The 25,501-nt window shown below is 54.9% G+C and carries 18 protein-coding genes; 3 read left to right on the top strand and 15 right to left on the bottom strand.

The window, feature by feature from the left end; all coding sequences use genetic code 11:
- Window positions 1-93 precede the first annotated feature (93 nt).
- On the top strand, window positions 94-3,159 hold the full coding sequence (locus tag J0A68_RS09400) for a SusC/RagA family TonB-linked outer membrane protein (RefSeq protein WP_206577955.1): 3,066 nt from the start codon (window positions 94-96) through the stop codon (window positions 3,157-3,159).
- A gap of 1 nt (window position 3,160) precedes the next feature.
- Complete coding sequence (locus J0A68_RS09395) at window positions 3,161-4,762, top strand: SusD/RagB family nutrient-binding outer membrane lipoprotein (protein ID WP_206577954.1); 1,602 nt, start codon at window positions 3,161-3,163, stop codon at window positions 4,760-4,762.
- An 81-nt stretch (window positions 4,763-4,843) separates the two neighbouring features.
- Here the strand turns inward: J0A68_RS09395 and J0A68_RS09390 are convergent, their stop codons facing one another.
- The 6 genes from J0A68_RS09390 to J0A68_RS09365 all read right to left on the bottom strand — a co-directional run bounded on the left by J0A68_RS09390 (window position 4,844) and on the right by J0A68_RS09365 (window position 13,227).
- Window positions 4,844-6,169, bottom strand: coding sequence for a vanadium-dependent haloperoxidase (locus J0A68_RS09390; RefSeq protein WP_206577953.1), 1,326 nt, complete (start codon window positions 6,167-6,169; stop codon window positions 4,844-4,846).
- Window positions 6,166-9,444, bottom strand: a complete 3,279-nt coding sequence (locus tag J0A68_RS09385) for a VCBS repeat-containing protein (RefSeq protein WP_206577952.1) — start codon at window positions 9,442-9,444, stop codon at window positions 6,166-6,168. The genes J0A68_RS09390 and J0A68_RS09385 overlap by 4 nt, the downstream gene beginning before the upstream one ends.
- 296 nt (window positions 9,445-9,740) lie before the next feature.
- Entirely contained in the window at window positions 9,741-10,505 is a 765-nt protein-coding gene (locus J0A68_RS09380) for a DUF6090 family protein (RefSeq protein ID WP_206577951.1), read from the bottom strand.
- A 125-nt stretch (window positions 10,506-10,630) separates the two neighbouring features.
- A complete protein-coding gene (locus tag J0A68_RS09375; RefSeq protein ID WP_206577950.1) occupies window positions 10,631-11,482 on the bottom strand; it encodes an alpha/beta fold hydrolase in 852 nt (283 codons plus the stop codon).
- 151 nt (window positions 11,483-11,633) lie between these two features.
- A complete protein-coding gene (locus tag J0A68_RS09370) occupies window positions 11,634-12,575 on the bottom strand; it encodes a hypothetical protein (RefSeq protein ID WP_206577949.1) in 942 nt (313 codons plus the stop codon).
- Between the two features lie 199 nt (window positions 12,576-12,774).
- Window positions 12,775-13,227 carry a GlcG/HbpS family heme-binding protein gene (locus J0A68_RS09365; protein WP_206577948.1) on the bottom strand — a complete coding sequence of 151 codons (453 nt, stop codon included), beginning with the start codon at window positions 13,225-13,227 and terminating at the stop codon, window positions 12,775-12,777.
- 119 nt (window positions 13,228-13,346) lie between these two features.
- On the opposite strand from J0A68_RS09365, the gene J0A68_RS09360 reads away from it, so the two are divergent.
- Window positions 13,347-14,444, top strand: a complete 1,098-nt coding sequence (locus J0A68_RS09360; protein ID WP_206577947.1) for a Gfo/Idh/MocA family protein — start codon at window positions 13,347-13,349, stop codon at window positions 14,442-14,444.
- 118 nt (window positions 14,445-14,562) lie between these two features.
- Here the strand turns inward: J0A68_RS09360 and J0A68_RS09355 are convergent, their stop codons facing one another.
- The 9 genes from J0A68_RS09355 to sucD all read right to left on the bottom strand — a co-directional run bounded on the left by J0A68_RS09355 (window position 14,563) and on the right by sucD (window position 25,481).
- Window positions 14,563-14,982, bottom strand: coding sequence for a rhodanese-like domain-containing protein (locus J0A68_RS09355; RefSeq protein WP_206577946.1), 420 nt, complete (start codon window positions 14,980-14,982; stop codon window positions 14,563-14,565).
- A gap of 17 nt (window positions 14,983-14,999) precedes the next feature.
- Window positions 15,000-16,241 carry a glutamate-5-semialdehyde dehydrogenase gene (locus tag J0A68_RS09350; protein ID WP_206577945.1) on the bottom strand — a complete coding sequence of 414 codons (1,242 nt, stop codon included), beginning with the start codon at window positions 16,239-16,241 and terminating at the stop codon, window positions 15,000-15,002.
- Window positions 16,234-17,316: a glutamate 5-kinase gene (proB, locus tag J0A68_RS09345; protein ID WP_206577944.1), complete on the bottom strand. Its 1,083-nt coding sequence runs from the start codon at window positions 17,314-17,316 to the stop codon at window positions 16,234-16,236. Before proB ends, J0A68_RS09350 begins: the two co-directional genes overlap by 8 nt.
- 149 nt (window positions 17,317-17,465) lie before the next feature.
- Entirely contained in the window at window positions 17,466-18,323 is an 858-nt protein-coding gene (locus J0A68_RS09340) for a geranylgeranylglycerol-phosphate geranylgeranyltransferase (RefSeq protein WP_206577943.1), read from the bottom strand.
- An 89-nt stretch (window positions 18,324-18,412) separates the two neighbouring features.
- A complete protein-coding gene (locus tag J0A68_RS09335) occupies window positions 18,413-19,366 on the bottom strand; it encodes a carbon-nitrogen hydrolase family protein (RefSeq protein ID WP_206577942.1) in 954 nt (317 codons plus the stop codon).
- Window positions 19,367-19,496: 130 nt separating this feature from the next.
- A complete protein-coding gene (locus J0A68_RS09330) occupies window positions 19,497-20,357 on the bottom strand; it encodes an ROK family protein (protein WP_206577941.1) in 861 nt (286 codons plus the stop codon).
- Between the two features lie 99 nt (window positions 20,358-20,456).
- A complete protein-coding gene (locus tag J0A68_RS09325; protein WP_206577940.1) occupies window positions 20,457-22,784 on the bottom strand; it encodes a PIG-L family deacetylase in 2,328 nt (775 codons plus the stop codon).
- 242 nt (window positions 22,785-23,026) lie between these two features.
- Complete coding sequence (locus J0A68_RS09320; protein ID WP_206577939.1) at window positions 23,027-24,481, bottom strand: DUF294 nucleotidyltransferase-like domain-containing protein; 1,455 nt, start codon at window positions 24,479-24,481, stop codon at window positions 23,027-23,029.
- Window positions 24,482-24,599: 118 nt separating this feature from the next.
- Entirely contained in the window at window positions 24,600-25,481 is an 882-nt protein-coding gene (gene sucD / locus J0A68_RS09315) for a succinate--CoA ligase subunit alpha (protein WP_206577938.1), read from the bottom strand.
- Window positions 25,482-25,501: the final 20 nt, after the last annotated feature.

The following is a 25,501-nucleotide window of genomic DNA, read 5'->3' as shown; positions in this document are numbered from 1 at the left end:
ATATGTTGCGAGATGCCCTTACATCTCGACTTCGTACCGTATCCGGCTTCCGGATAGTCCAATTAATTTATTTCTAACCATTTACTACCAGTTATGAGAAAGTTTTTACCAATTGCTTTCGCTCTGGCTGTGTTGCTGAGCCTGTCAAGCTCAGTGTACGGTCAACAGCGGGTATTAAGGGGGAAGGTCACCGCATCGTCAGACGGCCTTCCTTTGCCAGGAGTGACGATCCTGGACAAGAGTAACCAGTCGGGTACCACCACCAACGTGGATGGGGAGTACTCGATTTCGGTCACCGACCAATCCGTGTTGGTGTTTTCTTTCATCGGCTTTTCTTCCAAAGAGATCACCGTGGGCAACCAGACAGAGCTCAACGTGGTCATGGACGAGGAGGCAAGTGACCTCAGCGAGGTGGTCGTGACTGCCTTGGGTATCAGTAAGGAAAAAGAAACCCTCGGCTACTCAGTGACTGCCGTGGGCAGCGAGACCCTGACCAAAGCCCGCGAACCAAACGTGGCCAACTCCCTGGCGGGACGCGTGGCCGGTCTGGTGGTGAAGGGCACCAACAGTGGTCCCGGCGGAACCTCCAAGATCACGCTGCGTGGTCTTCCGAGTATCTCCGGAACTGGCTCTCCGCTCTATGTAATCAACGGTATCCCCATGGACAACACCCAGCGTGGCTCCGCAGGCCAGTGGGGTGGAGGTGACAACGGGGACGGTATCGGTAACCTGAGCCCGGACGACATCGAGACCATGACCGTGCTGAAAGGCCAGGCTGCTTCGGCGCTTTACGGCTCCAGGGCTTCCAACGGTGTCATCCTCATCACTACCAAGAAAGGCTCCAAGGGCAGCAACTGGTCACTGGACTACACCATGAACTACATGGCTGACAAGGCGGTCGATTTTACCGACTTCCAGTCTGTGTACGGACAGGGTACGGGAGGGCAAAAGCCAGCTACCGCTGCCGATGCCCAGACCACCGGAAGATTGGCTTGGGGTGCGATGATGGACGGCAGCCCAGTCGTTGGGTTTGACGGAAACCAGTACACCTATTCTCCTACCAACGACCGATACATCGATTTCTACCGCACCGGATCCAACTTCACCAACACCGTGTCCATCTCCAAGGGACTGGGTACCGACGGATCCTTCAGAATGTCCGTGTCCAACCTGAGTGCCAAGTCAATTGTGCCAAACAGCGGCGTGGACAGACTGACCATCAACCTGAATGTGGATCAGAACATCACCGACAAGCTGAACGTGGCTGCCATGGTCAACTACATCGACCACAAGGCGACCAACATACCTTTCCTGAGCGACGGGCCCAAAAACCCGAACAACTTCCTGATGCTGGCTCCCAACATCGGCCAGAGCATCTTCGCTCCGGGATATGATCCAGAGACTGGCGCTGAGACGGTATTCAGTGACGATATCTACGTGACCAACCCGTATTTCATCGTGAACCAAGGCGTCAACGACTCTGGAAGAAACAGGACGATTTCCGCTCTTTCTACCAAGTATAGCTTCACCAAGGACATCTTCGCGATGGTACGCCTGGGCAATGACGTGTCCAACGATGACTTCTACAGCGTAGATCCTACCGGTCTAGCGTACACCGCTGATCTCAAGGGTAACCTGGGTGGACGTGGTCGCTCGCAGCGCTCGGAGTTCAACATCGACGGTATCTTGGGTGCCAAATTTGACTTGACCGAAAAACTGTCTTTGGATGCACTTGCCGGTGCAAACATGAGAAACAACAAGTTTGAGTCCGTGGGTGTGGGAGGTAGCAGATTTGTGCTTCCTTACCTGTATTCTCCTTTCAACGTGGAGACCTTCTCCAGATCCTATGAGTACAATGAGCGTGAGGTACACTCCGCCTACTACTCTGTGGGCTTTGGGTTCAACAACATCCTGACCCTGACCACCACCGGTCGCTACGACGTGTACAGCACCTTGCCTACCGACAACAACAGCATCTTCTCGCCATCTGTGGCCGCTGCTTTTGTGTTTGACCAGCTGCTGGATATGCCGGCTTTGGATTTCGGTAAGTTGCGTGCGTCCTACGCGGTTACCAGCGGTGAGCCTTTTGACGCTTACCAGACTGCCTTCTACTACAGCTCTGCCAATGCCTACAACGGCATCCCTGCGGGATCTTCTCCTACCAGTTTGCCAAACCTGGACTTGAAGCCCTTCACTACCGACGAGCTGGAGTTTGGGGTGGACCTGAGCTTCTTCAACAACCGCTTGGGCTTTGACATCGCGTACTACCAGAAAGAGACCAACAACGAGATCATGAACGCGAGCTACAGCATCGCGTCCGGCTTCAACAGTGCGGTGGTCGCGACTGGATCTACCAGCAACAAAGGCTTGGAGGTCTTGGTGACCGGTACGCCGATCCAAACCCAAAACTTCGTGTGGAAGTCTTCCTTCAACCTTTCCAAGGTGAAAAACAAAGTGCTGAGCACCGACAACAATAACAATCCGGTAAACCTCGGCCAAAACAGAGCAACGCTCGGAAATGCCGTGACTGCCTACGTGGTGGGTGAAGCTGGTCCTCAGATCAGAGCCTATGACTACGCCTACAACGAGGACGGAAGCATCCGGGTGGACGCCTCAGGCCTGCCGGTTCGCGGTGAACTGGTCAACATGGGTTCGGTACTGCCTACCCTCTACGGGGGATGGAGCAACGAATTCAGCTACAAAGGCATCAATTTCTCCTTCCTGATTGATTACAACTTCGGCAACAAGGTTCTTTCCGCGACCGAGTTTTACTCCATCTTCAGAGGCTTGCACCAGATCACGCTGGAAGGCAGAGAGGGAGGCATCAGCAACGATGGCGTGACTTCCACTGCGGAGGCTTACTACAGGGCGCTGGCGCAAAACGTGACCGCTACCAGTGTGGTGGACGGAGATTTTATCAAGCTGAGACAGCTGACCCTGGGATATTCCCTGCCATCCAAATGGTTTGGAAACACCCCGGTGTTGAAAGGTTTGGAAGTGTCTTTGGTGGCCAGAAACCTCGCGATTTTGATGAGAAAGGCTGACAACATCGACCCAGAAGCGAGCTTCGGTTCAAACATCAACTACACCGGTATCGAAGGTGCCAACCTTCCGAGCACCAGGTCTTTTGGCTTTAACCTCAACTTCAAATTGAACTGAAATGAAAAAATATATTAGTTTATTCCTCACGGGTGCTTTATTGGCCGTCTCCAGTTGCGACGGTGATTTTGCAGACATCAATACCGACCCCAACCGTGCCGACGGGGAGGTTTTTGATCCAAACTTGATCCTTCCGACCGTATCCTACAACTATGGCAACATGATGACGGGATACACCGGAGCGATCCTCTTCCAGAGCATGTGGGTGCAGGTGATGGCCTCTACCTCCACTGGCGGGGCAAACTACTACTCCAATGCAGACAAGTACGTGGCCTCTGGTAGCACCAACAGCTACATCCAGAGCGTTTGGAACGACGGCTTTGCCGCCGCTTCCCGCGTCTATCAGATGCAGAGCCTGGCTGAAAAGAAAGGCTTCGGCAACTTGGTGGCCGTAGGCGAGATCTGGAAGGTGCTGACCTTGTCTTTCGTGTCGGACGTGTATGGCGATATCCCTTATTCCGAAGCCTTGCAGGCAGAGGCAGGCATTACCCAGCCTAAGTACGACTCCCAGCAGGAGGCTTACACCGCCATGCTGGCCGATCTGGATGCCGCTCTGGCCTCCATCAACGATGCCGGCGGTGCGATCAAAAACGACGTCCTGTATGGAGGTGATCTGGCCAAGTGGAAAAAACTCGGCTACTCCATCATGCTGCGCATGGCGATGAGACTGGTGGAAGTGGATGCTTCCACAGCGCAAACCTACGTCCAGAAGGCTATCGCAGGCGGAGTTTTCGCTTCCGTAGCCGATGAGGCAGTGCTGGAGTCCGACCAGGTAAACGGCTACGCCAACTCAAGCGCCAATGCGCTCAACGTCATCGACGACGTGTACGAAGTAAGATGGTCCAAAAAGCTGATCGACTTCCTCAAGGCTAAAAACGACCCCCGTCTTCCGGTGATCGCTGAGGTTCCGGGGGCAGGTTTGGCCGCAAACAGAAGTACCGCAGCTGGCAACAACGATCCTGCCGTACAGATCGGCATGCCAAACGGATACGACATGAGAGGTGGCTCCACCGACATCGTCAATGCGCCAAACTACCCGGGCTCTACCGGAACCGGCGCCGATGTGGCTCCGATCGGAAAGTATTCCAGACCTACCGCGATCTACCGCGACAGAGATGCGCCGGTATTCATCCTGACCTATGCGGAGATCCAGCTTTTGCTGGCTGACGCTGCGGCGAGAGGCTTCTCAACACCGGGTACTGCGTCTTCGCACTATGCTGCGGGCGTGGAAGCTGCTCTGGTTTCCCTGGGCAAATTTGGCGGAGCATCCATCACTCCTGCGGCCGCTGCGGCTTTTGCGGCAGCCAATCCGCTCGACACCAGCAGCGCCACCGCTTCGCTGAGAATGATCAATGAGCAGATCTGGGCGACCACCGGTATTTTTGCCAACTTCGTCGAATCTTGGAACAACTGGAAAAGATCAGGCTATCCTGCGCTGACCCCGGTGAACTACACCGGTAACTTCTCCGGAGGCCAGATTCCTACCAGACAGCTTTTCCCTGCTTCGGAAAGCTCCACAAACCCTTCAGGTCTTTCCACTGCCACTTCTCGCATGGGAGGCGACACTTGGACTACCAAGACTTGGTGGGATGGAGGGAATTGATTTTCCCCTGACAAATACTAAAAAGAGGTTCTGGAGTCTTCCAGAACCTCTTTTTTTTTGAGTGTCTCTTTCGAAAAACCTCTACTTCCCGATACTTTCCCAGATAAAAGCACCGATCTTTTTTCCCTGGACCACGCCGTTTTCTATCGCGTCGCGAAAATGGATTCCTCCGTAAAGCCTGGAAATCGCAGCCTCATCCGAGGCTTGGTAGAAAGAGGTAAACTCCCGCTCCGGCAGGCCGAAATACACTTCCGAGCTGTCCACAAAACCAAATCCGTCCCCGAAATAGGCAGTAAGCAAGGTAGATGCCGCGGAGCTGATGACCGAGTGCCCGGAGGTGTACTCCGGGAAAGGGGGCGTTTGTAGGATGGGTTTCCACGTTTCGTCTAGGGTCTGGTTGATCACCGTCTCGGGACGGATTCGGTGGGTGTCATACTTGGCCTTCCAGCAGGATACGAAGGCATCGTGCAGCGCCATTCCCACCAAAGCATGGAGAAAGGCGGTTTCTGCAAAGCCCAGCTCCGCTTTTTGCGCAGCGATGCCGGTGATTCCCATCCAGTGGCCTCCGGGGGAGATCTTTTTGACCCCGATAGCCATGTGTCCGGCAAACTCCACCTTGAAGGGATTGCAGTCCCAGAAGTTGGCTATTAGGCGCTCTTCTTCGCTCAGTTTTTTGCCGCGCTCATACACTTCCATCATCTGTCGCTGAAAGGAGGCCCCGGGCTGGAGGTCAAAGGGTGCCATGGGGGCAGGGTCATATTGGTCGAGGTCCCTGAGGAAAAAGGTCTGCATGGTCTTCCACTCGGGCTCCACCGCGGCCATGTAGGCCGGAGGCGTGGGGTACCAATAGCCAGGGCCTTCCTTGGGCGTGTAGCGGGTCATGGCGGTGAGTTGCAGGTAGCCGTCCTTTCGGGCCACGGAGAGGACTTGGTCTGCGACGGCCTGGGCATAGGCCAGATGGGCCTCGATATTTTTCTTGCCGACGGTTTTTGTCTTAAGCCCCCAGGCTTTCCACGCCTCCTGCTTTTCCTCCAGGAGATAGCCCGAGGGCATGATCTTTTCCCCTACCAGAAACATGGCGTAGATCGCGGCAAACTCCGGTGCGTCGATATTTCCCAGGGAGAGCCCTGTCATTTTTCCTTGAATAGTGGACTGCGCAAGGAAGTCTCCATGCGAAAATTCCGCCCCCGATTCCTGCAGCACGCGATATGCGGCGAGGTTGGAGTAGGCATAGATCCTGGCTGCGACCGGCGGACTGGCCACGTCGGTCACCATGACTTCGGTGATGTGAAAATGCTGCTCCGAATAGATCCGGGGCCAATTGGAGTCTTTCTTTTGCGCTAAGCTGGGATGGGAAATCACCAGAAATGAAGCCAAAAGGAAGAGGCAGGTAAGCGTTTTTTTCATTGTCTATGGTAGAACTCAGGTTGTTGTTGGTTGATGCCGAAGACCAGTGTCTTCTGTCCTCCGAGGCTCAGCTCCAGGATGGACTTGATGTCGCCCTTGATCATCAGGCCCGACTCAGCCGGACTCAGTGCTTGGAATCGCCCGGGGCCTGCATTGAGCAGTACCAGCCCCAGGCCTGCGTCGATCTTTCCGATCCGGATTCGGTTTTGGCTTTGGTTGCCACCCAGAATGAGGTCGGGTCTCCCGTCCCCATTGAGGTCGGTCACGAGAATGGCGTAGGTCGGGTTGCTTTGCGCGATTCGGGGTAGGGCATGGGGCACAAAGCCCTCGGGTGTATTTTCAAAATACGTCGATTCCAGCATGTTGGCCTCGAGGCGCTGGGCTTTGGCCAGTTCCTCCGGCGTGAAGAGATCGCTGACTTTGGCTTTGGAGTAGCCGGCGTAGTTGGTGAATTTGCTGCGCATGCCGGCCATCTGGTCCAACAGCTCGTCCCGGCTGGCAAAAGGATAGTAGTCGTCATCGACAAAGCATTCCAGAATCGGGTCTATGCTGCCATTTTGGTCAAAGTCGGCGGCGTATAGGCGAAGGGACTTGTCGGCATTGGCCACGAGCTGGCTGTTGAGGCCAAAGTTTCCGGCAACCAAGTCCAGGTCCCCATCTCCGTCCAGATCCGCCTGGGCGAGGCTACTCCACCATCCGGAGAGTAGGGCGGGGAAATAGCGCTCGGATTGATCTTCAAAGCTTCCTTTCCGATTGATCAACGCGAGGGGGCTGAGATATTCTCCCACTAGGATCAGATCTTGGAGTCCGTCGCCGTCGAGGTCTTGCTTGGTGGCTGCAGTGATCATCCCCAGCTTTCCGCCTTGGGGCAAAGCCGCTTCGCTGAGTGTGAATTTGCCTTTCCCATCATTGAGAAGGAGTCTGGAAGCGGGAATTTCGGGATAGCGTCCCGGGATCAGTCTGGCTCCGACAAACAAGTCCAGAAAACCGTCTCCATTTGCATCCAAGGCAACAGCGGCCCCGGTGCTGATGCGGTAGTCAGGGAAATTGCCTTGAGGCACGAGCACGCCGTTGCCGTCATTCAGAAAGAGGCGGTCGCGCAGGGAGGCGTCTTCGCTGGTGTAATCATGGTAGCCTCCGCTGCCGAGGAAAAGGTCCGCCTTGCCATCGCCATTGAAGTCTTCGAAAAGTGCCACGGCATCGGTGAATTCCGCTGCGGAGCGAAAGCCACGATAGGCCACCCAGGCGCTGTCCTGATAGGTATAGATTCTCCCCGGACTGCCCTTGCTGCCCCCTACGAACAATTCCTCCAGCCCATCTCCATCCAGATCTGTCTTGGCCATGATCGGCCCGAGATGGCTGGGCATGGTCAGCATGAGGGGCTGGCGCTTGAAGTCATTGAGCGAGGACGTAGGGACTGCAATGCCTGCTCCGTCGGACGCTTTGGCGAGGAGGCTTTGCTTTTTCGGACTAGCTTGGTAGCTGGGCAGTCCCTCGGCCTTCTCTATCCGCAGCAGCTGATTGATAGTTGGCTTGACGAGCGTTTGGACGTGCTGATCTGGCCAGAGGATCTGGAGGCTGTCCACTTGGGAATTTGGCCCGAGACCTACATGAAGACGATAGGTGGAGGAGGACTGAAATCCGCGGGTGGGGTAGAGTTCCAGTTTTTGGGTTTCCCCTTGGGCAAAAACCGTAAGCAGGGCACCCAAGGCATAGGGGTTTTGGGATTTTTCCCGCAGTTCCACCTGCAGCCAAGATCCCTTTTCGCTTTTGTTTTCCAGAATGCTCGCGGTTTCGTTCAGGTGGGATACGACCAGGTCTAGGTCTCCGTCATTGTCTAGGTCACTATAGGCGGCGCCAGAGGAGAAGTTTTTTGAGGCAAAGCCGGCCGCCTCCGATCGGTCTAAGAACTGGAGGTTTCCCTTGTTTTCGAAGAAGTAATCGTGTACCGGCGTGGAGGTCATGGAGGTGACCAGATGCAGGGTGTCGGCCTTTTGCCCATCGATGGCTTGCCTGAAATAGTAGTCCCCTTTGTACTTCAGAAAATCCCGGTTGGTGTAGTCGCGGAAGTAGCCGTTGGTGACGAAAAGGTCTTTTTGGCCGTCGTTGTTGGCGTCAAGGAAAAGCGCCGACCAGCTCCAGTCGGTGTTGGAAATGCCCGCCATCTGGCCGATCTCAGAAAATGCCCCGTTCCCTTGGTTGAGCTGGAGCATGTTGCGCATGTTTTGATGGTGAAAGCCCTGCTTCAGCATGAGGGCATATTGCTCGTAGTTTTCCGGGCCATAGAGGAGCTTTTGGCGCTCGTTGTCCTCGGGCAGCATGTCCAGGGTGAGGACGTCGGGCAGGCCGTCGTTGTTGATGTCGGCGATGTCCGCGCCCATGGAAAAGTGGGAGATGTGCTGGAAATTTTCAGCCATCCGGTCGGAAAAGGTGCCGTCGCCCTGGTTCAGATAGAGGTAGTCGGGCTCGATGTAGTCATTGGTCACCAGCAGGTCAGGCCAGCCGTCCCCGTTGATGTCGGAGGCCAAGACCGACAGGCCAAAGCCCAGCGCGTTACTTTTGATGCCCGACTTTTCGCTGATGTCGATGAATTTCCCGCCGACATTTTCGTACAGCTTGTCTCCCGCGTAAGGGTGCCTTTCCTTTCGCACCGCGTCAAATTCCAGCGTGTTGATGACTTGGATGTGATGGTTGAGCAGAAAGAGATCCAGATCCCCGTCCCGATCAAAGTCAAAAAATAGGCCCTGGGTGGTGTTGGAGGGGTCGGCTATGCCGAAGTCCTCGGCCTTTTCCTCAAACCGAAACCCACCCAGATTGATCCAAAGCTCGTTTTTGCGGCTCTCAGGGGTACCCTTGCCAGAGAAGGAGACGTAGATGTCCAGCAGTCCGTCGCCATTGACGTCGGCCATGCTCACTCCGGTGGTCCAACTGTCCTTGCCGCCCACGCCAGCTACTTTGGTCACATCCTCAAACTTCAGCCCTCCGAGGTTGCGGTAAAGCTTGTTGGCGGTCATGTTGCCCGTGAGGAAAATGTCGTCCAGTCCATCCCCATCCAAGTCACCTATCGCCACGCCCCCGCCGTTGTAGAAGTATTCGTAGCGGAGGATGTTGTTTTTCTGGTCTTCCACCAGCTGGTTTTTGAAGTTGACCTTGCTCTTTTTTAGGGAAACTGCCTCGAATTTGGAGCTGTACTCTTGGCCAAAGGCCGCCAAGCAAAGGCCCGAAAGGAAGGCAATCAGCAGGGGTTTGGAAGTGATGTGGAAAACAAAACGCATAGGAGAATCAGGCGGAGATCAACGGAACTTCAAGACCGGGCTTTCCGGTCGGAGGTGATTTGGACCTTATCGTCGGCCTAGCACCTTCTGGACAAGTCTAGTTCGGGTTTTCGGTTCTGTTGGGATAGCGGTAGTCTTTTGCCGTGCCGTACTTTTCAGAATCCTGCTCCGCGGAGCTTGTCGCAGGTTTGGGGCAAAAGCGTACCCTGAAATAAGGGATTTTTCAGGTCTTATAAAAAGATTGGGAGCCTAAAAGAGGCAAGATTTCAGGAGCATTTTTGACGAAATCCCGATCGCTAGCGTAGTTCTGCCGCGATCATCTGCTCGATCTCCTCGAGATCCCGCATCAGCGGACTGTAGTGGGCCTGTTCCGTGGCGATGGTTGTCAGAAGGAACATCAGCAGGTTGTTTTCAAACTCCCGGGAGCGGAGGAGTTCCAGGTTGCTGGGCGGGTTGTTGTCCTCCGGGAGGCCCAGCTCCCCATATACGCCGGACTGGATGAGGACCGTTTTCAGGCTGTTTTCATCCCTGCGAAAAAGATCCAGCACCCCTTCCCGCTGGATTCCCAGGTCACGCTCCTGGCGGGCGATGTCCTCCAGGGTCGATAGCCAGTCGGTCAGCCGGGTTCTGAGCTGGGGGTTGGAGATGTTTCTCAGGTTGCCGGAGCTGACCATCTCGAGGAGCAGGGATTGGTTGGGGTTGAAGGCGATGTCCAGGGAAAACGCGCGGTACAACAGGCTGGACAATTCCGCTTCGTCCAGAGCGGAGTCGGTGCCTTTGCCTTGGCTTAGGAGCTTTTTTGACGCTTCCAGGTTGTCCCGATTGACGCTGATGAGCTCGGCGAGCTTGAGTCTGCTGGCACGGAATTCTTCTTTCAGGCCTGTCAGGTAGACTTGCTCGGTTTGGGCAAGGAGCCGGTTTTGGTTGGCGTTGTTGATGGCAAGGGCGATCAGGATGCCGATGACCACGAGGACGATTTCGCCCAGGGCATAGACCAGGTATTTGCTGAGTTTGTTTTCGGAGAGGAGTCCTTTTCGGATGGATCTGAAAAATCTAAGCATCGGTCGCGACTGAGGATCAGGGCAGAGCAAGTTAAAAAAAATGACGGAAAGGCGGCGTTCCGATTCGGAATTGGCGCGTTTTGCTTCGGAAGGGGAAAGAAGGCGTCAGGTTTTGCTCCGCAAAATCACTCCCGTGGAGGAAGGGCTGTCCAGCTGCCGTCTAGAAATTCCAGTACGATCCTCGTGAAATCAGCCTCTCGCTGCGGGCCGAGATGGGGGAGATGTCCTCCGTTTGGGACGATCCATAGATGGGAATTGTCCAGATGCAGGTACATTTCCCATGCCTCGCTCACCGGGACAAAATCGTCGTCACCGTGGATGATAAGGGATCTCGCGCTGATGTGGCGCAGCTGATCAGAAGTCGTCGCGGGATCTCCTTGGAGCTCGGAGAAGTGGTAAAACTGGCGGGCAAGCAGCCTGCCTTTGGCGGCTCCATGCTGTGCTTCTAGCTCGTTAAACTCATAAAAATCCTCCGGCTGGGCGTTTTGCCTGATAAAATCGCGGACCTGCTGGCTAAACTGGAGTTGGGCGCTGACAGGGATGATCGCCTCGAAGGCTTCCGGTCTCTGGCTCGCCGCCTGGAGCAACAGGATTCCTCCAGAGCTGTGGCCGATGGCCTTGACTTTTTCCAAATCCAACGCTTGGATCAGGGCGAGAAGGTCAGACGCAGCGCGCTGGTGAAGAAATACCTCCGTGGTGTCCCCGCTGCTGGACCTGCCGTGTCCACGCATATCCCAGGCTATCACGCGGTACCGCCTGGCAAACTCGGGGATCAAGGGCTTCCAGTCTTCCAGCGTCCTCCCAAAGCCATGCAGCAGGAGCAAGGGGTCCCCATTTCCGTATTCCTCGTAGTAAATGGATGCTCCGTCCAGCTCCAGCATTTTTCCATTTTCCCTTGGCAAAACCTGCGCCTCGCACAGGGCTGGGAGAAGGACCATTCCCCATAACAACCAGATGAAAAAAAGCGACTTGCTCATGTTGGTTTTCGAGATGACTTATGAAAGTACTCAAAAAGCGGGGAGGAAAGGCGGATGATTGACGTCTTGCCAACTGATTTTTTTGAAGGATGCCGTGTGTTCAAAACGCCTATGCACCATCGGATCGGCATAGCCGGGCAACTACTTCCGGTTACCTTACCTGGACCGTGGACGAGAATTGGTGCGACGTACTCGACAGGGACCAGGCATCCGTTAGGACGGAGGAGTGTCTGGTTTCGATTTTCAGCTCGAAGACTGCCGTTTTTGTGACCGGGTAAGGCACTCCGCCCTTTCTCGCGGGGTACCATTTGGAGTCGAGGCTTTGAGTAGCAGCGAGGGCCCTTTGGTAGAGCTTTTTGTTTTTGACGCTGTCTTCGATCTCGGTGATGTCGGTCACGCGACCTTCCTCGTCGATCGTGAAGAGGAAGATGATCATACCGGGATTGAGGCTTATGGTGTTTTTGTTGGTGGCGAGAAATCCATGGTAGAAGTCGAAGGATTCCGTCAAATATTGCTGCAGCAGGAGATCACCTCCGATAAAACCCGCATCCAGCTCATCCAGGCTGCCTTGGCTCACATAGGTAAGCAGGCCCTTGTCGTGGTCGTATGTCTGCGCCAAAAAACCGGCTTCGTCGTAATATTCCCAGGTTCCGCTCATTTCCCCGTTTTTGTACATGCCGGTGGCCAGCACGGTAGGGTTTGCACTGACGACCTCCAGGTTGGTTTCCTGCCCGGAGCCGACTTTGACCAGTTTTTTACGGTTAGGCTCGGGATAAAAATGAACCCATACGCTGTCTTTCTCGCCGTTTTTATAGTAGCCTCGGGTCTTGATTTGGCTGGACTGTGGATAGTAGGTGTCCCAGAGTCCGCTCTTTTCCCCCAGCGTGAAGCTGCCCGATGATTCCAAAAAGAGCTCGCCCAGAGGGGACTTGCTCAGTTGAAGGTAAGAGCCGTGCTTTACTTTTTTGTCCGAGCGGAGTACGTGGTACTCTTCGTAGTAGTTGCCCTTTTCCTTTTCGACTGGGACCGTCTCCTGTCCCATCGCCTGTAGGCAAAGGCTGCCCAGTAGGAAGGCGAAAAGTGTTTTCTTCATGTGGTTTGACTAGTGTAATCTGATGGGCTGGGCCGGTGGCTGAGTTTCGGTTCCATGGGAGGCCCAATCGCCACATCATTCGTTTTCTACGGGGGATGGGCACTATGCCTATTTGTCCAATAGGCTCTCTGGATAAAAGGCGGATTGTCCTGCTTCACGGGTGGAAGCGAGGGGTTACCAAGGCGAGAAAAGGTTGGGATTAATAGCCCTGCACTCCTGCTTCGGCGATGATGCCGTCTTGCGCTGAGGTGACGCCTGAGACCCCGATGGCCCCTACGAGGATGCCGTCCTTGAAGATGGGAAGTCCGCCCTCGATGGCAGTCGCGTTGGGCAAGGTCGCTATCCTCGCTCCCCCTTCCCCCTTCATCATATCCTCAAAGATTTTGGAAGAGCGTTTGAAATAGACTGCTGTCTTGGCTTTGGCTTGCGCCACTTCGATGGAGCCCACCTGCACGCCGTCCATTCGCTTGAGTGAGACCAGGTTGCCGCCGTCGTCGAGGATGGCGATCACGACGTTCCAGCCTTCGGCTTTGGCTTTTGCCTGGGCGGCGGCGGTCACCCGCTCGGCATCGGCGAGGGAGAGGTAGGGTTTGGTCTGGGCGTGGGAAAATACAGGGGCCAACAGCAGGAGGAGAAACAGCAGTTTTTTCATGTTTTGGGGAAAGATGGTCCAAAGTCTCCTCTAAAAGTACAGTTTTTGATTTAGAAAGGGATTGGGTTAACTTGATTTTCTGTTTTCAATTTCCTGACAAACCAAATAACCTTTCTATCATGACTTCAAGACGCGATTCTCTCAAAACGCTCGGCTTGGCCGCGGGATTGGGCTTGGCATCCCCCTTTACTTTTTTGGCTACAGCCCAAGCGGTCAAAAAGGAGCGGCTCGGCGTCGCGCTCGTGGGCTTGGGCTATTACAGCACCGATCTCCTTGCGCCCGCGCTGCAGCTCACCAAAAACTGCTATCTGGCCGGGATCGTGACCGGTACGCCCTCCAAGGCGGAGAGCTGGAAAGCCAAGTACAACATCCCGGAAAAGAACATCTACAACTACGAAAACTTTGACTCGATCAAAGACAATCCCGACATCGACGTGGTCTATGTGGTGCTGCCCCCGTCCATGCACCGCGAGTATGTGGAGCGTGCGGCTGCCGCCAAGAAGCAAGTCTGGTGCGAAAAGCCTATGGCGGTCACCGCCACGGATTGCCAGGCGATGATCGATGCCTGCAAGAAAAACGGAGTGAGCCTGGCCATAGGCTATCGCTGTCAGCATGAGCCCAACACGCAAGCTTATCACGAAATCGTGAAAAGTGGCAAGCTCGGCAAAGTCACCTCCCTCGACTGCGCGGCCGGATACCGCGAGGGCCGTACCGACCACTGGAAGCAGAAAAAGGAAATGGGCGGTGGCGTGATCTACGATATGGGCGTGTACTCGATCCAGGGGGCAAGACTTGGCTCCGCCATGGAGCCGGTGGCAGTGAAGTCCGCCAAGGTCTGGACCGAGCGGCCGGAGATCTACAAGGATGGCTTGGGCGAAATCGTCGAGGCCGAGCTGGAATTTCCCGGAGGAGTGGTGGGCAAGATCAAGACCTCCTTTGCCGAAAATGTCAACTTCCTCAATATCGTCTGCGAAAAAGGAACCATAGAGATGGCGCCCTTCTCCGCTTACGCCGGCAACAAAGGGAAAAGTACACTGGGCGAGATCAATTTCCCTTTCCAGCAGCCCATGGAGCAGGTCTATCAGATGGACAACGACGCGATGAGTATCATGAAAGGGGAAGCCATGATGGTGCCCGGCGAGGAAGGAAAACGTGACATCCGAATCGTAGAGGCGATATTGGAAAGCGCGGCGACAGGGAAACGGGTCAGTATCTAGTATTTAGTGTGAAGATTCGAGACATTAGAGCCGAGAGGATAGAGCCAAGATATTTAAGCCGAGATTGTTAGATCCTTCGGGGAATAGATCAGCCCGAGGGATCTTTTTTTTGCGCGGATTATTCCTGGACTGTGGGAAGTCCAGCGGCTGTCCAGGCGCGGATGCCGCCGCCCAGATGATAGACGCCCGCAAAGCCTTCTTTGGCCAGCATCTCGGCGGCTTCCGCACTTCTAGCCCCCACTGCGCAATAGACGAGGATTTCCCGGTCTTTGGGAAGCTCCTTGGCCTTTTCAAGAAAGTCGCTCCCATAGAAATCAATGGCGATGGCACCGGCGATCTTGCCCGCGGCGACTTCCTCGGGAGTCCGGACATCGAGGACAATCGCCTCAGCGCTTTTTTCCTGAAATGCCTTGGGGTCCAAATTGGTCACCGTCTGGGTGGTAGCTTCCACTTTGGCAGTGGACTCTCCGTCTTTTTTTGTCCCGCAGGAAAGTACCGCGAAGAGGATGCTGAAGGCTAGGATTAGGGCTTTCTTCATGTCGGATTGGGTTTGGCTTAAACTCTGGTTTGTCCGGCACCCCGGATCACCCACTTGTAGCTGGTCAGCTCGCGCAGGGCCATGGGGCCGCGGGCGTGGAGCTTCTGGGTGCTGATGCCGATCTCCGCACCGAGCCCAAACTGGTTGCCATCGGTGAAGGCGGTGGAGGCATTGGCATAGACTGCGGCGGCGTCCACTTCCAGCAGGAATCGGTCGAGATGGTCTTGGTTTTCGGAGACGATGGCTTCGGAGTGACGGGAGGAATAGGCCGCGATATGGTCCAGTGCTTCGTCCAGGTTTTGCACGGTCTTGACGGACATTTTCAGACTGAGAAATTCCGTCCCGAAATGCTCGGGCAGGGCAGGCTGGACCAGCTCGTTTTTTTCCAAAGAAGCAAAAGCCTGCTCGTCGGCAAAGACCTGTACTCCGCTATCCAGCATGGGCTGGATCAGCTCTTGCAGCTGGGCTAGCTGGCTCTCGTGCAGGATCAGACAGTCCAGGGAGTTGCAGACGCTGGGACGGCGGGTCTTGGCGTTGTGCAGGATGGCTTTGGCCTTGGCCAGGTCGGCGCTTTCGTCCACGTAGGTGTGTACAATGCCTGCGCCGGTCTCGATCACGGGCACCTTGGCGTTTTGGCGCACAAAGTCGATCAGCCCTTGGGAGCCCCGGGGAATGATCACATCCACGTAGTCCATGGCTTCGAGCAGGGCTTTGGTAGCGGCACGGTCGGCCGGAAGGAGCTGGAAAGCCTCTTTTGGCAGGCCATTTTTCTCCACCACCTCATGGATCAGTCGGATGATGGCCCGGTTGGAAAAGTCCGCGTCCGATCCGCCCTTCAGCACCAGCCCGTTGCCGGACTTCAGGGCTAGGGAAAACACGTCAAAAGTCACGTTGGGCCTGGCCTCGTAGATGATGCCGATGACTCCCAGCGGTACGGTGACCTTGCTGAGAAGCAGGCCGTTTTCCAGGGTTTTCTCCTCCAGCTTGATCCCAAGCGGAGAAGGAAGGCCGTTCACCTGCAGGATCTCCTGGGCAATCCCTTTGATCCTCGCCTCGCTCAGGAGCAGACGGTCGTACATGGGATTGGCGGAGTCCATGCGGGCTAGGTCCTTTTGGTTTTCTTCCAAAAGAAAAGGAATACGCTCCACGGCCAAGGTGGCCAAGTCGCGCAGGACGCTTTCGGTTTTTTCGGCGGAAATGCCCGCCAGCTTGCGGCTGGACCGCTTCACTTGCTGGAATAGGCTTTGGTACTCACTCATGGTCAAATAGGTATAGGTAATCGTAGTGGACCAGGGGCTTTTGGTTTTTGAGTCCCATCAGCTCTTGGGCGATCTTGGAGGCGTATTCCGCCCGGCCAAGCCCGACTTTTTTGTTTTCTTCGTCCCGGATCAGGAGGATGTCGCCTTTGGAGAACTCGCCGGTGATGCCGGTGATGCCCACGGGCAGCAGGCTGCGAATGACCGAGGAGGTGAGGGATTCCTTTGCCCCTTTGTTGATCGTGACTTCGCCCTTGTAGTAGTGCGCGCCATGGGCCAGCCACTTGATGGCGGCGTGTTTGGACTTGTTGGGTTCAAACCAAGTGCAGCGTAGGCTTTTGTCTTTGAAGTCCGTCAGGACTCCGTCCCGCTTGCCGTTGGCGATAAGGACTTGGATGCCGAGACCGGCGGATTTTTTGGCCATGGCGTACTTGGTCAGCATGCCACCCCGCCCAAAGGCCGACTTGGTGGCGGAGATGTAGCTGGAGACCTCCGGCATGGAGGAGGCGACTTTTTCGATCAGTTCGGAGCTGGGATCGGCCGGGTTGCCGGTGAAGATGCCATCCACGTTGGTCAGGAGCAGGAGCGTGTCCGCATTGATCATGGCGGCGGTGAGGCTGGCCAATTCGTCGTTGTCGGTAAACATCAGCTCGGTGATGGTGACCGTGTCGTTTTCGTTGATGATGGGCAGGATGCCCTGCTGCAGGAGTGCCTCGACGCAGTTTTTCATGTTGAGGTAGTGCTTCCTGTCGCGGAAGTCCTCCTTGGTCACCAGGATCTGGGCGATGGGCTGTCCGAGCTTGGCAAAGAGCTCCCGGTACTGGTTGATCAGCTGGATCTGGCCAGTGGAGGCCCAGATCTGTTTTTTGAAGACGGGATTGAGGCCACCGGGCAGGGAGATGGATTGGCGGCCAAAGGCTACCGCGCCCGAGCTGACGAGCACGACTTTCTTGCCCGAGGCGATCAGGTCTTGGATTTGGGTGACCAAATGCTCCATCCGCTCCAGGTCAGGCAGGCCGTTGGATTGGGTGAGGACATTGGATCCGATTTTTACTACCAGGGTCTTGGAATCCAGCATCTTTGAAAAATTTGCATGAAAGTAAGTGATTTGGTAGGGAATTGCTGGGAAACGATTGGAAAATTAAAAAAAATTCAAAATTGAAAAATTGCGTTGGTTGTCGGGTCTCCAGAGGCCGATCCTACTTTGTACTTGATACTTTGTACTTTTTACAAAAACGCCATACTCAGCGTGCCGACGAGCATGAGGATCTTGGCGATGGCGCTCAGTCGGGTGAAGTGCTGCTTGCGGTCGGCTTGGTAGATTCGCCACATAAACCACATGAATGCAAGGCCCAGAATCCCAAAGTAGATAAAGAGGACGGGGTTGTTGATCTTGAAAGTCACCGCGAGAATCGCGCAGACGAAGCCAAAGGCGATGAGGAATATCACCTGCTTGGTCCTGCGGAATCCGATCACGATGGGGAGGGTGCGGCAGCCATGCTTGCGGTCGCCTGGCCGGTCCTCAATGTCCTTGATGATCTCCCGGATGAGGTTGAGGAAAAAGGCGAAAATCGCATAGGTGAGGACGAGCAGCTCGGATTTTTGGTAGTAGAAGGCCACCAGGTACACGGAAAGCCCAGTCAGAAAGGCCACGGTGAGGTTGCCGACGAAAGGCTCCCGCTTGAGTCGGTTGGAGTAGAGCCAGAGCAGAAAGCAGGCGAAGAAGTCCACCGCCGCGACACGGGGAGCGACCAGCCAGCCCAGGCCTATGGCCGCAAAGTTGAAGATGGTGTGCAGGAAAATCACCACCCGTCGCTTGATGCCCTTGCCGACGACGACCTCTTCGGGTCGGTTGACGTAGTCGATCTTCACGTCGTAGTAGTCGTTGATCATGTAGCCTGCCGCGGTGATGATGACCGTGGAAAAGACCAGCAGGTAAAGGCGGTAGTCCTGCCATACGGGAAGTCCGGCGGCCGTCGTCTGCACGAGAAAGTGCGCGGCCATCACCTGGGCAAAGGCGACCAGCAGCAGGTTGATCGGTCTGCTGATTCGGAATAGTCCCCGAAAAGACAAGGTTCGCTCCATAGGTTTGGCTTCAGCCCCTAAAAATAGCCGAAAAGTCCAATGGAGAATGGGAAAGGCCGATTCTCTATCCGAAAATTCATCTTTTTAGCCTATTCGTATTCGGCGGAGCGGAGTCGCTCCCGCTTCACTGAGAGCTTTAGGACATCGGGTCGTGAATAGTGGCCCACCGGGTCGAAGTTTTGCCTTTCTTCCAAAACCCTGTTGAAATCCAGCGTCTCGAACAAAAGTCCTTCGTTGCCCGCTTGGGGCTCCAAAATCCATTTTCCATCCGGGCCGGCGATGCAGCTGCCACCGTCTGCCAGGACTTCGGGGCAGTTTTCCAAGATATAATCCAGGTGTGGGGTATTTGGCGGAAAGTCGCTTTTGCGCATCAGGCTGGAGACGGAGATGACGAAGGATCGGCTCTCTTGGGCGATCATCCGGGTGATGTTTTCGGTATTCCGGACGGCTCCAGGCCAGACCGCGATGTGCAGGTTTTCTCCCAGTCCATAGAGCGCGGTTCGGGCGAGAGGCATCCAGTTTTCCCAGCAGTTGAGTCCGCCGACGGTGAAGTCCTTGAGCGGATGTACTTGCAGGCCGTGCCCATCGCCCGGCGCCCAGGTCAGGCGCTCCTCATAGGTTGGCTGCAGCTTGCGGTGTACCGAGCAGATTTTCCCCCGGGCATCGATGTACGCCAGCGAGCAATAGAGGCTGTGGCCGCCCCGGTCTATCGGCCGCTCGATGAGGCCGAGATAGATCGCGATGCGGTGTTTTTGTGCCAAAGCCTGGATGTCGGCGAGGTCTCCTTTTTCGATCTGGACGGCGTTGCGGGCGTAGTGGGCATGGATTTCTTTTTGGATCCGGTCATCCCATGCGGAGGAATGGGTGAGGGAGAGCCACCAGGGATAGCCAGGGACCAGACCTTCCCCGAACACGATGAGCTCGGCTGCCTGCTCGCCCGCTGCGGCGATGGCGGTTTTGACCTTTTCGAGGGTGGCCGCCTTGTCCAGCCATGCGGGGGATAGCTGGGCCAGGGCTACTTTGAGTGTGGATGGGGATTGCATGGGGATAAAGATAGCCGGAAATGGAAGATCTCCGTTTTTTCGGCTGATAAGCCGGGAACTTCCCGGAAAATGAAAAAAAGCGGTCTCTACGAAACCGCCCTTTTTGACTAACTAAACCAACTTTAATTTTTTATACTTCGACCATGTCCTGCTCTACGTCCACCAAAGCCACGGCACCGTGGATGGCAGTCTCGTCGAGCTCGGAGATGAGGATCTTCAGGTTTTCCAGCACAGTAGGATAGGCAAAGCTCTCCAGGGATTTGAAGAGGGACTTTTTGAACAGCGGGTAGGTCTTGCGGATAGATCCGCCCAAGACGATGGCTTCCGGAGCCAGTCCATACATGATCATCTTCAGCAGCTCCCCGAGATGGTGTCCAAATTCGTCAAATGCCCGCACGGCTTCCGGGTCGCCAGCCAAGGCCTGTTTGGCCAGTGCCTTTGGCTTGCTCTGGTAGACGTTGTGGAAGAATTTTCCGCTGCAGTAGTATTCGTAGTTGTGCTCCAGGTAGGGTGCGCTGCACCACTCACCGGCGGCGGAGAAAGTACCCGAGTACAAGTGTCCGTTGATCACGATCCCCCCGCCCACACCTGTGCCGAGCGTGATGCCCACCAGGTTTTTGTAGGGTTTTCCCACCCCATATTTGTGCACGCCAATGGCAAAGCAGTTGGCGTCGTTGTTGACAAAAACAGGCTTGGAAAAGCGCTCCGTGAGAAACTTTTTCAGCTCTACATGCTGGAAGGAGGGGATGTTTGCCAGCCCCAGGACGATCCCCTCGCGGGAATCCACCAGTCCCGGTATCCCGATCCCTATGCCCACGAAGTCGTAGTGGGAGTAGGAGTCGATAAAGGAGGCGATGGTCTCCAGGATATGCTCCTTGCTTTCCAGCGCAGGAGTGGGGATAGAGCGAATGTCTTCGAGATGTCCTTTGACCAGAACCCCGCCTTTGATGCTGGTTCCTCCGATGTCCAGTCCTAAAATGGCTTTTTCCATTCGCTATTGTCTATTGATCTTTGGTTGATAGGTTTAACGCAGAAAGCCGCCGGGAATTTCCCGGCCGCTTTCCCGGCAGTTTATGATGTTTCGACAGGCTTACAGCATGCCCTCGATTGATTTTTCCAATTCTCTGGCGGTGGCCAAAAACTCGTCCACGCTCATGTCGCGGAAGAAGATCAAGCCGTGGCTGGCTCTCACTTTGGCGCGCTCATGCAGATAGAAGTAGTTTTTGCCCAGCAAAAGCTGAATGTCGTTGAGCTGGTTTACCCAGATACGCTTGGCTACGGTGCTGAACTTCCCGTTGTGCGAATAGCTTGGGAAAGAGGCGTTGACCTGGCTCAGGTAGCAGTTGGCAAAGGAATCCTCCATCACCGACATGTCGCCCAGGGATACCGGCACGATCACGTTGGCCTCGTGCGGCTCAAACTTGAACCATACGTTTCTATAGCCGATGATGCGCAGGTTGCTGGTGTCGTGCTCTTTGCCCCACTGCTTCACTGCCTCGGCGGTAGCCTGCAGTACCTTGTAGTGCGTATCGGGACCGGATCCTTCCGGATCCAGCGTCAAGCTGATTTTGGTAGGCTTGATCTTGCGGAACATGTCCACGATAGGCTCTACGTCGCGGTTTTTGTCCGGCTGTTCGGTGAAGATGTCACCGGTGTAGAAGCCGAGTCTGAGGTGGTGTACGTTTTTCACTTGCACGCCGAAGTGTGCCCATACCAGCTCCTCTTCAAACTCGCGGATCATCCCTTTGAGCTTTTGGATCTTAGCCGGGTTTTTCTCGCCGTCGTAGGAGTTTTTCAGTACGCTGATGACGTCGTTGATGGTTTCTCTCAGCTGGGCCTTGCTTTTCACTCCATAGACGATCACGAGCGCACGTACCACTCGGTGGCAAAGTCCTCGCTTGCGTGCGTCGGGATTTTCAGAAGCCACGTTGGTCAGGAAGTGGTAGACGTCCTTATCGGTCTTCAGGCTGTAGCCTACTTCGAAGAAGTCCTCGAAGTTGACCATTTGGATTTTGTCCTCGTCCAGCAATTTCTTGGTGGTCTGCAGGGTGTCGATCACAAAGGAGTTGGTAACCGCGGTGAAGCCGGAGGTCAGCACGGAGAAGTGCGCCTCGTTGCTCGGCTCGTTGAGCTGGTTGGTGATATGGGGTAGGATACCCAGGGAGATGTCGTCGTGGTGTGGCCCGGTATGGAGCAGCACTTCGTTGCTTTCCTGCTCCAGGCCTTTGGCCAGCTTTGCCTCGGCGGCCTTCATCACTTGGTTGACGGTGTCCTCGTTGAGTCCTGGGATGAGTTTCGTGTATTTGTCGGCCTTCAGGTCCTCGATTTTGATGCGGTGGCCGTACTTGTGGAGTCTTTTGCAAAGCTCCAGTACTGCCCGCTCGGTCTTCTCAAAGGTCCACTCGCCTTTTTGGTAGTAGGCATCCACGGAGTCGGTCAGCTTGACGGCAGCTCCCTTGGTGAGGTAGAATCGGCCATTTTTTAGCTTCTGAAGTACGGTGGCAGGGTATACGTTGTTCAGCGGAGTCTCGAGGGATTCCTTCACGATGCCTGCTTTGGCTTCCCCAGCGGCGATGATGATGCCGACGGCGTCGGGATTGTACACGATGGTGTCGAGACCGATGGTGATGACCAGTCTGTTGGCAGATACCTCGATACCGCCCAAGTCACCGGCAGCGACGGCCTGGGTCTCAAAGTTGGTGTCGGTCAGTCGGGTGACCGAGAAGATATGCGAGCCGCGGGTGTTGAAGGCGATGTGTCCGTCGGGGCCGATACCGCCGAGGAAGAAGCCGATGCCGCCCTTGTCGCGGATACGCTGCTCGTACTCGCCGCACCACTGGTCTATCATGTAGATGGACTTCTGCTGGATGGCTTCCTGCTCGTTGATCGGGTCGCGGAATCTCAGCGAAAGGTCTACGCGGAGATCGGGAAATACTTCGCTGAAGTGCAGGCCATTGGCCAAGGGGATCTCGTCGGAGTTGATCAGGATGGCGTTTTCTTTGGACAGCCCAAAGCCTTGGATGTAGAATTTGTTGACGTAGTCGTAGAAGCTGTTGTGCTGCTTGGAAGAGATCGGATAAAACTCATCGATCTGCACAAAGGTCAAATCTTTCAAAACCGGCTTTGGGGTAGCGCCAAGGCCATATTTCTCGCGGACTTCCTTGCCTTTTTTGCTGTCCCAGTTTTCGAGCAGGTATTGGGTCCACTTGATGAAAAATTCCGGGGTCTTGCCAGTCGGCAAGCTGATCACTCCCTTGGGATTGGCTGCTGCCCATTCCAAAAAGCGGCACGCGGTCAACAGTCCAAGCTTGGGGAAGTTGTCGACGGTAAGATAAGGGATCAGGGTGGAGATTTTGTCTACTCCGGATTCGGCTAGAAATGCTTTTTCGACGTCGGAGAGAGGATACTTACTGAGCATACTGGTGAGACAGTTTAGTGATGTAAGATTTATTGTTTTAAGATTCGTTGTTTTCGGTTTTTCTGTAGCGGGAAATTTCCGGTCTACCGAATTATATTTCAAAAAGAAGTCAGTTTCCGAATTTTGGCGATTTTCTACCTATTACTTCGGTAATTTATTCTTCATGACAAAAATAAAAAAGTTCGGTAAATAAAAAATAACTTTTATAAAAAATTTATGAAAGTATTTGAGGAATGGTGAAATTATAGACTTCGGGTAAAAGAAATCTTTATTCTGGCCTGGAATTCTTCGATAACTTTAAAAATCTCAATAAGGGTCACTTGCTGCACTTTGGTGAGGTCTTTCAGTTTGAGGTAGTTTTTGGGCTTGCGTTGTTGGTCCAGGATGGAGTGGGATTGGTTTTCCAGCCTTAGGCCCATCAGGTAGTCGAATGCGTGGGTGAGTTCCTGGGCTTCCTTGGAGGTGAAAACGCCCTTTTCCTTCAGTGCGTTGATGCGTTCGGTGGTGTTGGTGGCGAAGATCCTATACTTCAGCGCATAGACCCGGGCGAGGTCCACGATGGGGCGCATGGTCTGCTTCAGGTTCAGTTGCTTTTCCCCATCGATCTCCTCGCTTCGTATTTTTCTGAAAAAAGTCAGGGGTGCCTGGTACTGCAGCGCATTTCGGCCTAGGTTGATGTAGAAGCGTTCCGGGGCTTTTTCCAGCAGGATGCCCATGTACTCCTGGAGCTGGTCTAGCAGCGAGAGCTCCCCGAAGATGGCTCGGCAGTCAAAAAACGTAGAGTAGTTCATCGCCGTCTCCTGGGATGCGTCAGAGATCCAGGTGTCGTAGTTGCGCTTCCAGTGGGAGAGGGAGTGGGTCCACTTGGGGTTCATGGCCATCAGCTCGCCTTCGCAAAAGACGATGCCTATGCTGTCGAGTGCCGTGGATACCCGCGTCGCAAAATCCAGAAAGTAGGCCCTGACCTCCTCCCGGTGCTCATTGGCCTTGTCCTCGTAGATGATGGCGTTGTCCTGATCGGTTTTGAGGGTGAGCTCGCCCCGCCCTTCGCTGCCCAGCACGAAAAAGACAAACTTGGCCGGTGCCGGCCCGATCTCCTTGATGACCCGCTCGATGACCCGCTGGGTGATGGTGTCGGCCACGGTGGTCATGATCTGGTTGACGAGCGCGGCTTTCATTCCCCGGCTGATCAGCAGGTGGATGAGCTGGGGCATGCGCGCCCACTTCTCTGCGAGCTCGGAGATCTGGCGGGCTTCCTTGACGGACTGGATAAACATGAAAGGCCCCTGGCTCTGCTCCGTGAGGACTTTGGTGCGGCTGATCCAGCCGAGATAGCCTTCTTGGTTTTTCACGAGCAGATACCTCGCCTTGGTCTGGAACATCAGCAGCAGCGCTTCGACCAGGGAGGCCTCCGGGCCGATGCTGACCAGTTCCGTTTCCATGATCTGCCTGACCGGCAGGTCGGGGGACAGGCCTTTGGCCAAGACCCGGTCCCGGAGGGTCAGGTCCGTGACAAAGCCGATCAACTTCTCCTTACTGTCTCCGACAAAAAGACAGCTGACCTGCTCGGCGGCCATCTTTTCGGCACAGAGGCGAATGCTGTCCTCCGGCGACACCACGCGGATGCTGCGGACATTCAGTTCCTGGATTTTCTTGGAGTAAAACTGGTCTGAGACAAAAGCGCGTGGAGCCTGCATGGACTGAAAATACAAAAAGTGTTTAGGTTTCTTTCCGTGCCAAAACAAAACCGCCCCGGGTTTTGTCCGAGGCGGTTCCTTTTATAACTGAATTAGGTTAACTCAATAACTTTTGTTCTTACGCAGTCACGCCCAAAGCCTTGGCCATGGTCACGCCGATCTCCGCGGGAGAGTCCACCACGTGGATGCCGTTTTCGCGCATGATGCGCATTTTGGCAGCGGCGGTGTCGTCAGCGCCACCGATGATCGCACCGGCGTGGCCCATTCTGCGTCCTGCTGGGGCAGTCTGCCCGGCGATGAATCCTACTACCGGCTTTTTGTTGCCAGTCTCGCGGATCCAGCGTGCAGCTTCAGCCTCATAGTTGCCTCCGATCTCACCGATCATCACGATGGCGTCGGTTTCAGGGTCGTTCATCAGTAGTTCTACGGCTTGCTTGGTAGACGTGCCGATGATCGGGTCACCTCCGATGCCGATGGCAGTGGATACGCCGAGTCCCGCTTTGGCTACCTGGTCTGCAGCTTCGTAGGTCAGGGTGCCAGATTTAGATACGATGCCTACACGGCCGGATTTGAAGACGAAACCTGGCATGATGCCAACTTTGGCTTCTCCCGGAGTGATGACACCAGGGCAGTTTGGACCGATCAGGACACAGCCTCTTTCCTTGATATATGGCTTAGCAGTCATCATGTCGGATACCGGAATGCCCTCAGTGATGGTGATGATCACCTTGATGCCTGCGTCGGCAGCTTCCATGATCGCGTCTGCCGCGAAAGCCGGTGGAACAAAAATAATGGAAACATCCGCACCAGTCTTTTGCACTGCCTCCTCTACTGAATTGAAAACAGGTCTTTCCAAATGGGTAGAACCGCCCTTGCCAGGAGTCACGCCGCCGACTACGTTGGTACCGTATTCGATCATTTGCTGTGCGTGGAAGGAGCCTTCAGATCCGGTAAAACCCTGTACGATTACCTTGGAATATTTATTGACTAGTACACTCATGCTTCGATTTTTAAAGTTTG

The organism is Algoriphagus oliviformis, assembly GCF_017254915.1.
GTDB lineage: Bacteria > Bacteroidota > Bacteroidia > Cytophagales > Cyclobacteriaceae > Algoriphagus > Algoriphagus oliviformis.
Note: the sequence above shows the minus strand (reverse complement) of the source record. Positions and strands in the feature narration are given on the sequence as shown.

Bases quoted from the DNA above. Each gene is read 5' to 3' on its own strand.
- J0A68_RS09375 (WP_206577950.1), bottom strand. From the start codon at position 11,482: ATGAGCAAGTCGCTTTTTTTCATCTGGTTGTTATGGGGAATGGTCCTT.
- J0A68_RS09330 (WP_206577941.1), bottom strand. From the start codon at position 20,357: ATGGAAAAAGCCATTTTAGGACTGGACATCGGAGGAACCAGCATCAAA.
- J0A68_RS09400 (WP_206577955.1), top strand. From the start codon at position 94: ATGAGAAAGTTTTTACCAATTGCTTTCGCTCTGGCTGTGTTGCTGAGC.
- J0A68_RS09355 (WP_206577946.1), bottom strand. From the start codon at position 14,982: ATGAAGAAAGCCCTAATCCTAGCCTTCAGCATCCTCTTCGCGGTACTT.
- J0A68_RS09365 (WP_206577948.1), bottom strand. From the start codon at position 13,227: ATGAAAAAACTGCTGTTTCTCCTCCTGCTGTTGGCCCCTGTATTTTCC.
- J0A68_RS09335 (WP_206577942.1), bottom strand. From the start codon at position 19,366: ATGCAATCCCCATCCACACTCAAAGTAGCCCTGGCCCAGCTATCCCCC.
- J0A68_RS09380 (WP_206577951.1), bottom strand. From the start codon at position 10,505: ATGCTTAGATTTTTCAGATCCATCCGAAAAGGACTCCTCTCCGAAAAC.
- J0A68_RS09340 (WP_206577943.1), bottom strand. From the start codon at position 18,323: ATGGAGCGAACCTTGTCTTTTCGGGGACTATTCCGAATCAGCAGACCG.
- J0A68_RS09370 (WP_206577949.1), bottom strand. From the start codon at position 12,575: ATGAAGAAAACACTTTTCGCCTTCCTACTGGGCAGCCTTTGCCTACAG.
- J0A68_RS09325 (WP_206577940.1), bottom strand. From the start codon at position 22,784: ATGCTCAGTAAGTATCCTCTCTCCGACGTCGAAAAAGCATTTCTAGCC.
- J0A68_RS09350 (WP_206577945.1), bottom strand. From the start codon at position 16,241: ATGAGTGAGTACCAAAGCCTATTCCAGCAAGTGAAGCGGTCCAGCCGC.
- J0A68_RS09320 (WP_206577939.1), bottom strand. From the start codon at position 24,481: ATGCAGGCTCCACGCGCTTTTGTCTCAGACCAGTTTTACTCCAAGAAA.
- J0A68_RS09385 (WP_206577952.1), bottom strand. From the start codon at position 9,444: ATGCGTTTTGTTTTCCACATCACTTCCAAACCCCTGCTGATTGCCTTC.
- J0A68_RS09395 (WP_206577954.1), top strand. From the start codon at position 3,161: ATGAAAAAATATATTAGTTTATTCCTCACGGGTGCTTTATTGGCCGTC.
- sucD (WP_206577938.1), bottom strand. From the start codon at position 25,481: ATGAGTGTACTAGTCAATAAATATTCCAAGGTAATCGTACAGGGTTTT.
- proB (WP_206577944.1), bottom strand. From the start codon at position 17,316: ATGCTGGATTCCAAGACCCTGGTAGTAAAAATCGGATCCAATGTCCTC.
- J0A68_RS09360 (WP_206577947.1), top strand. From the start codon at position 13,347: ATGACTTCAAGACGCGATTCTCTCAAAACGCTCGGCTTGGCCGCGGGA.
- J0A68_RS09390 (WP_206577953.1), bottom strand. From the start codon at position 6,169: ATGAAAAAAACGCTTACCTGCCTCTTCCTTTTGGCTTCATTTCTGGTG.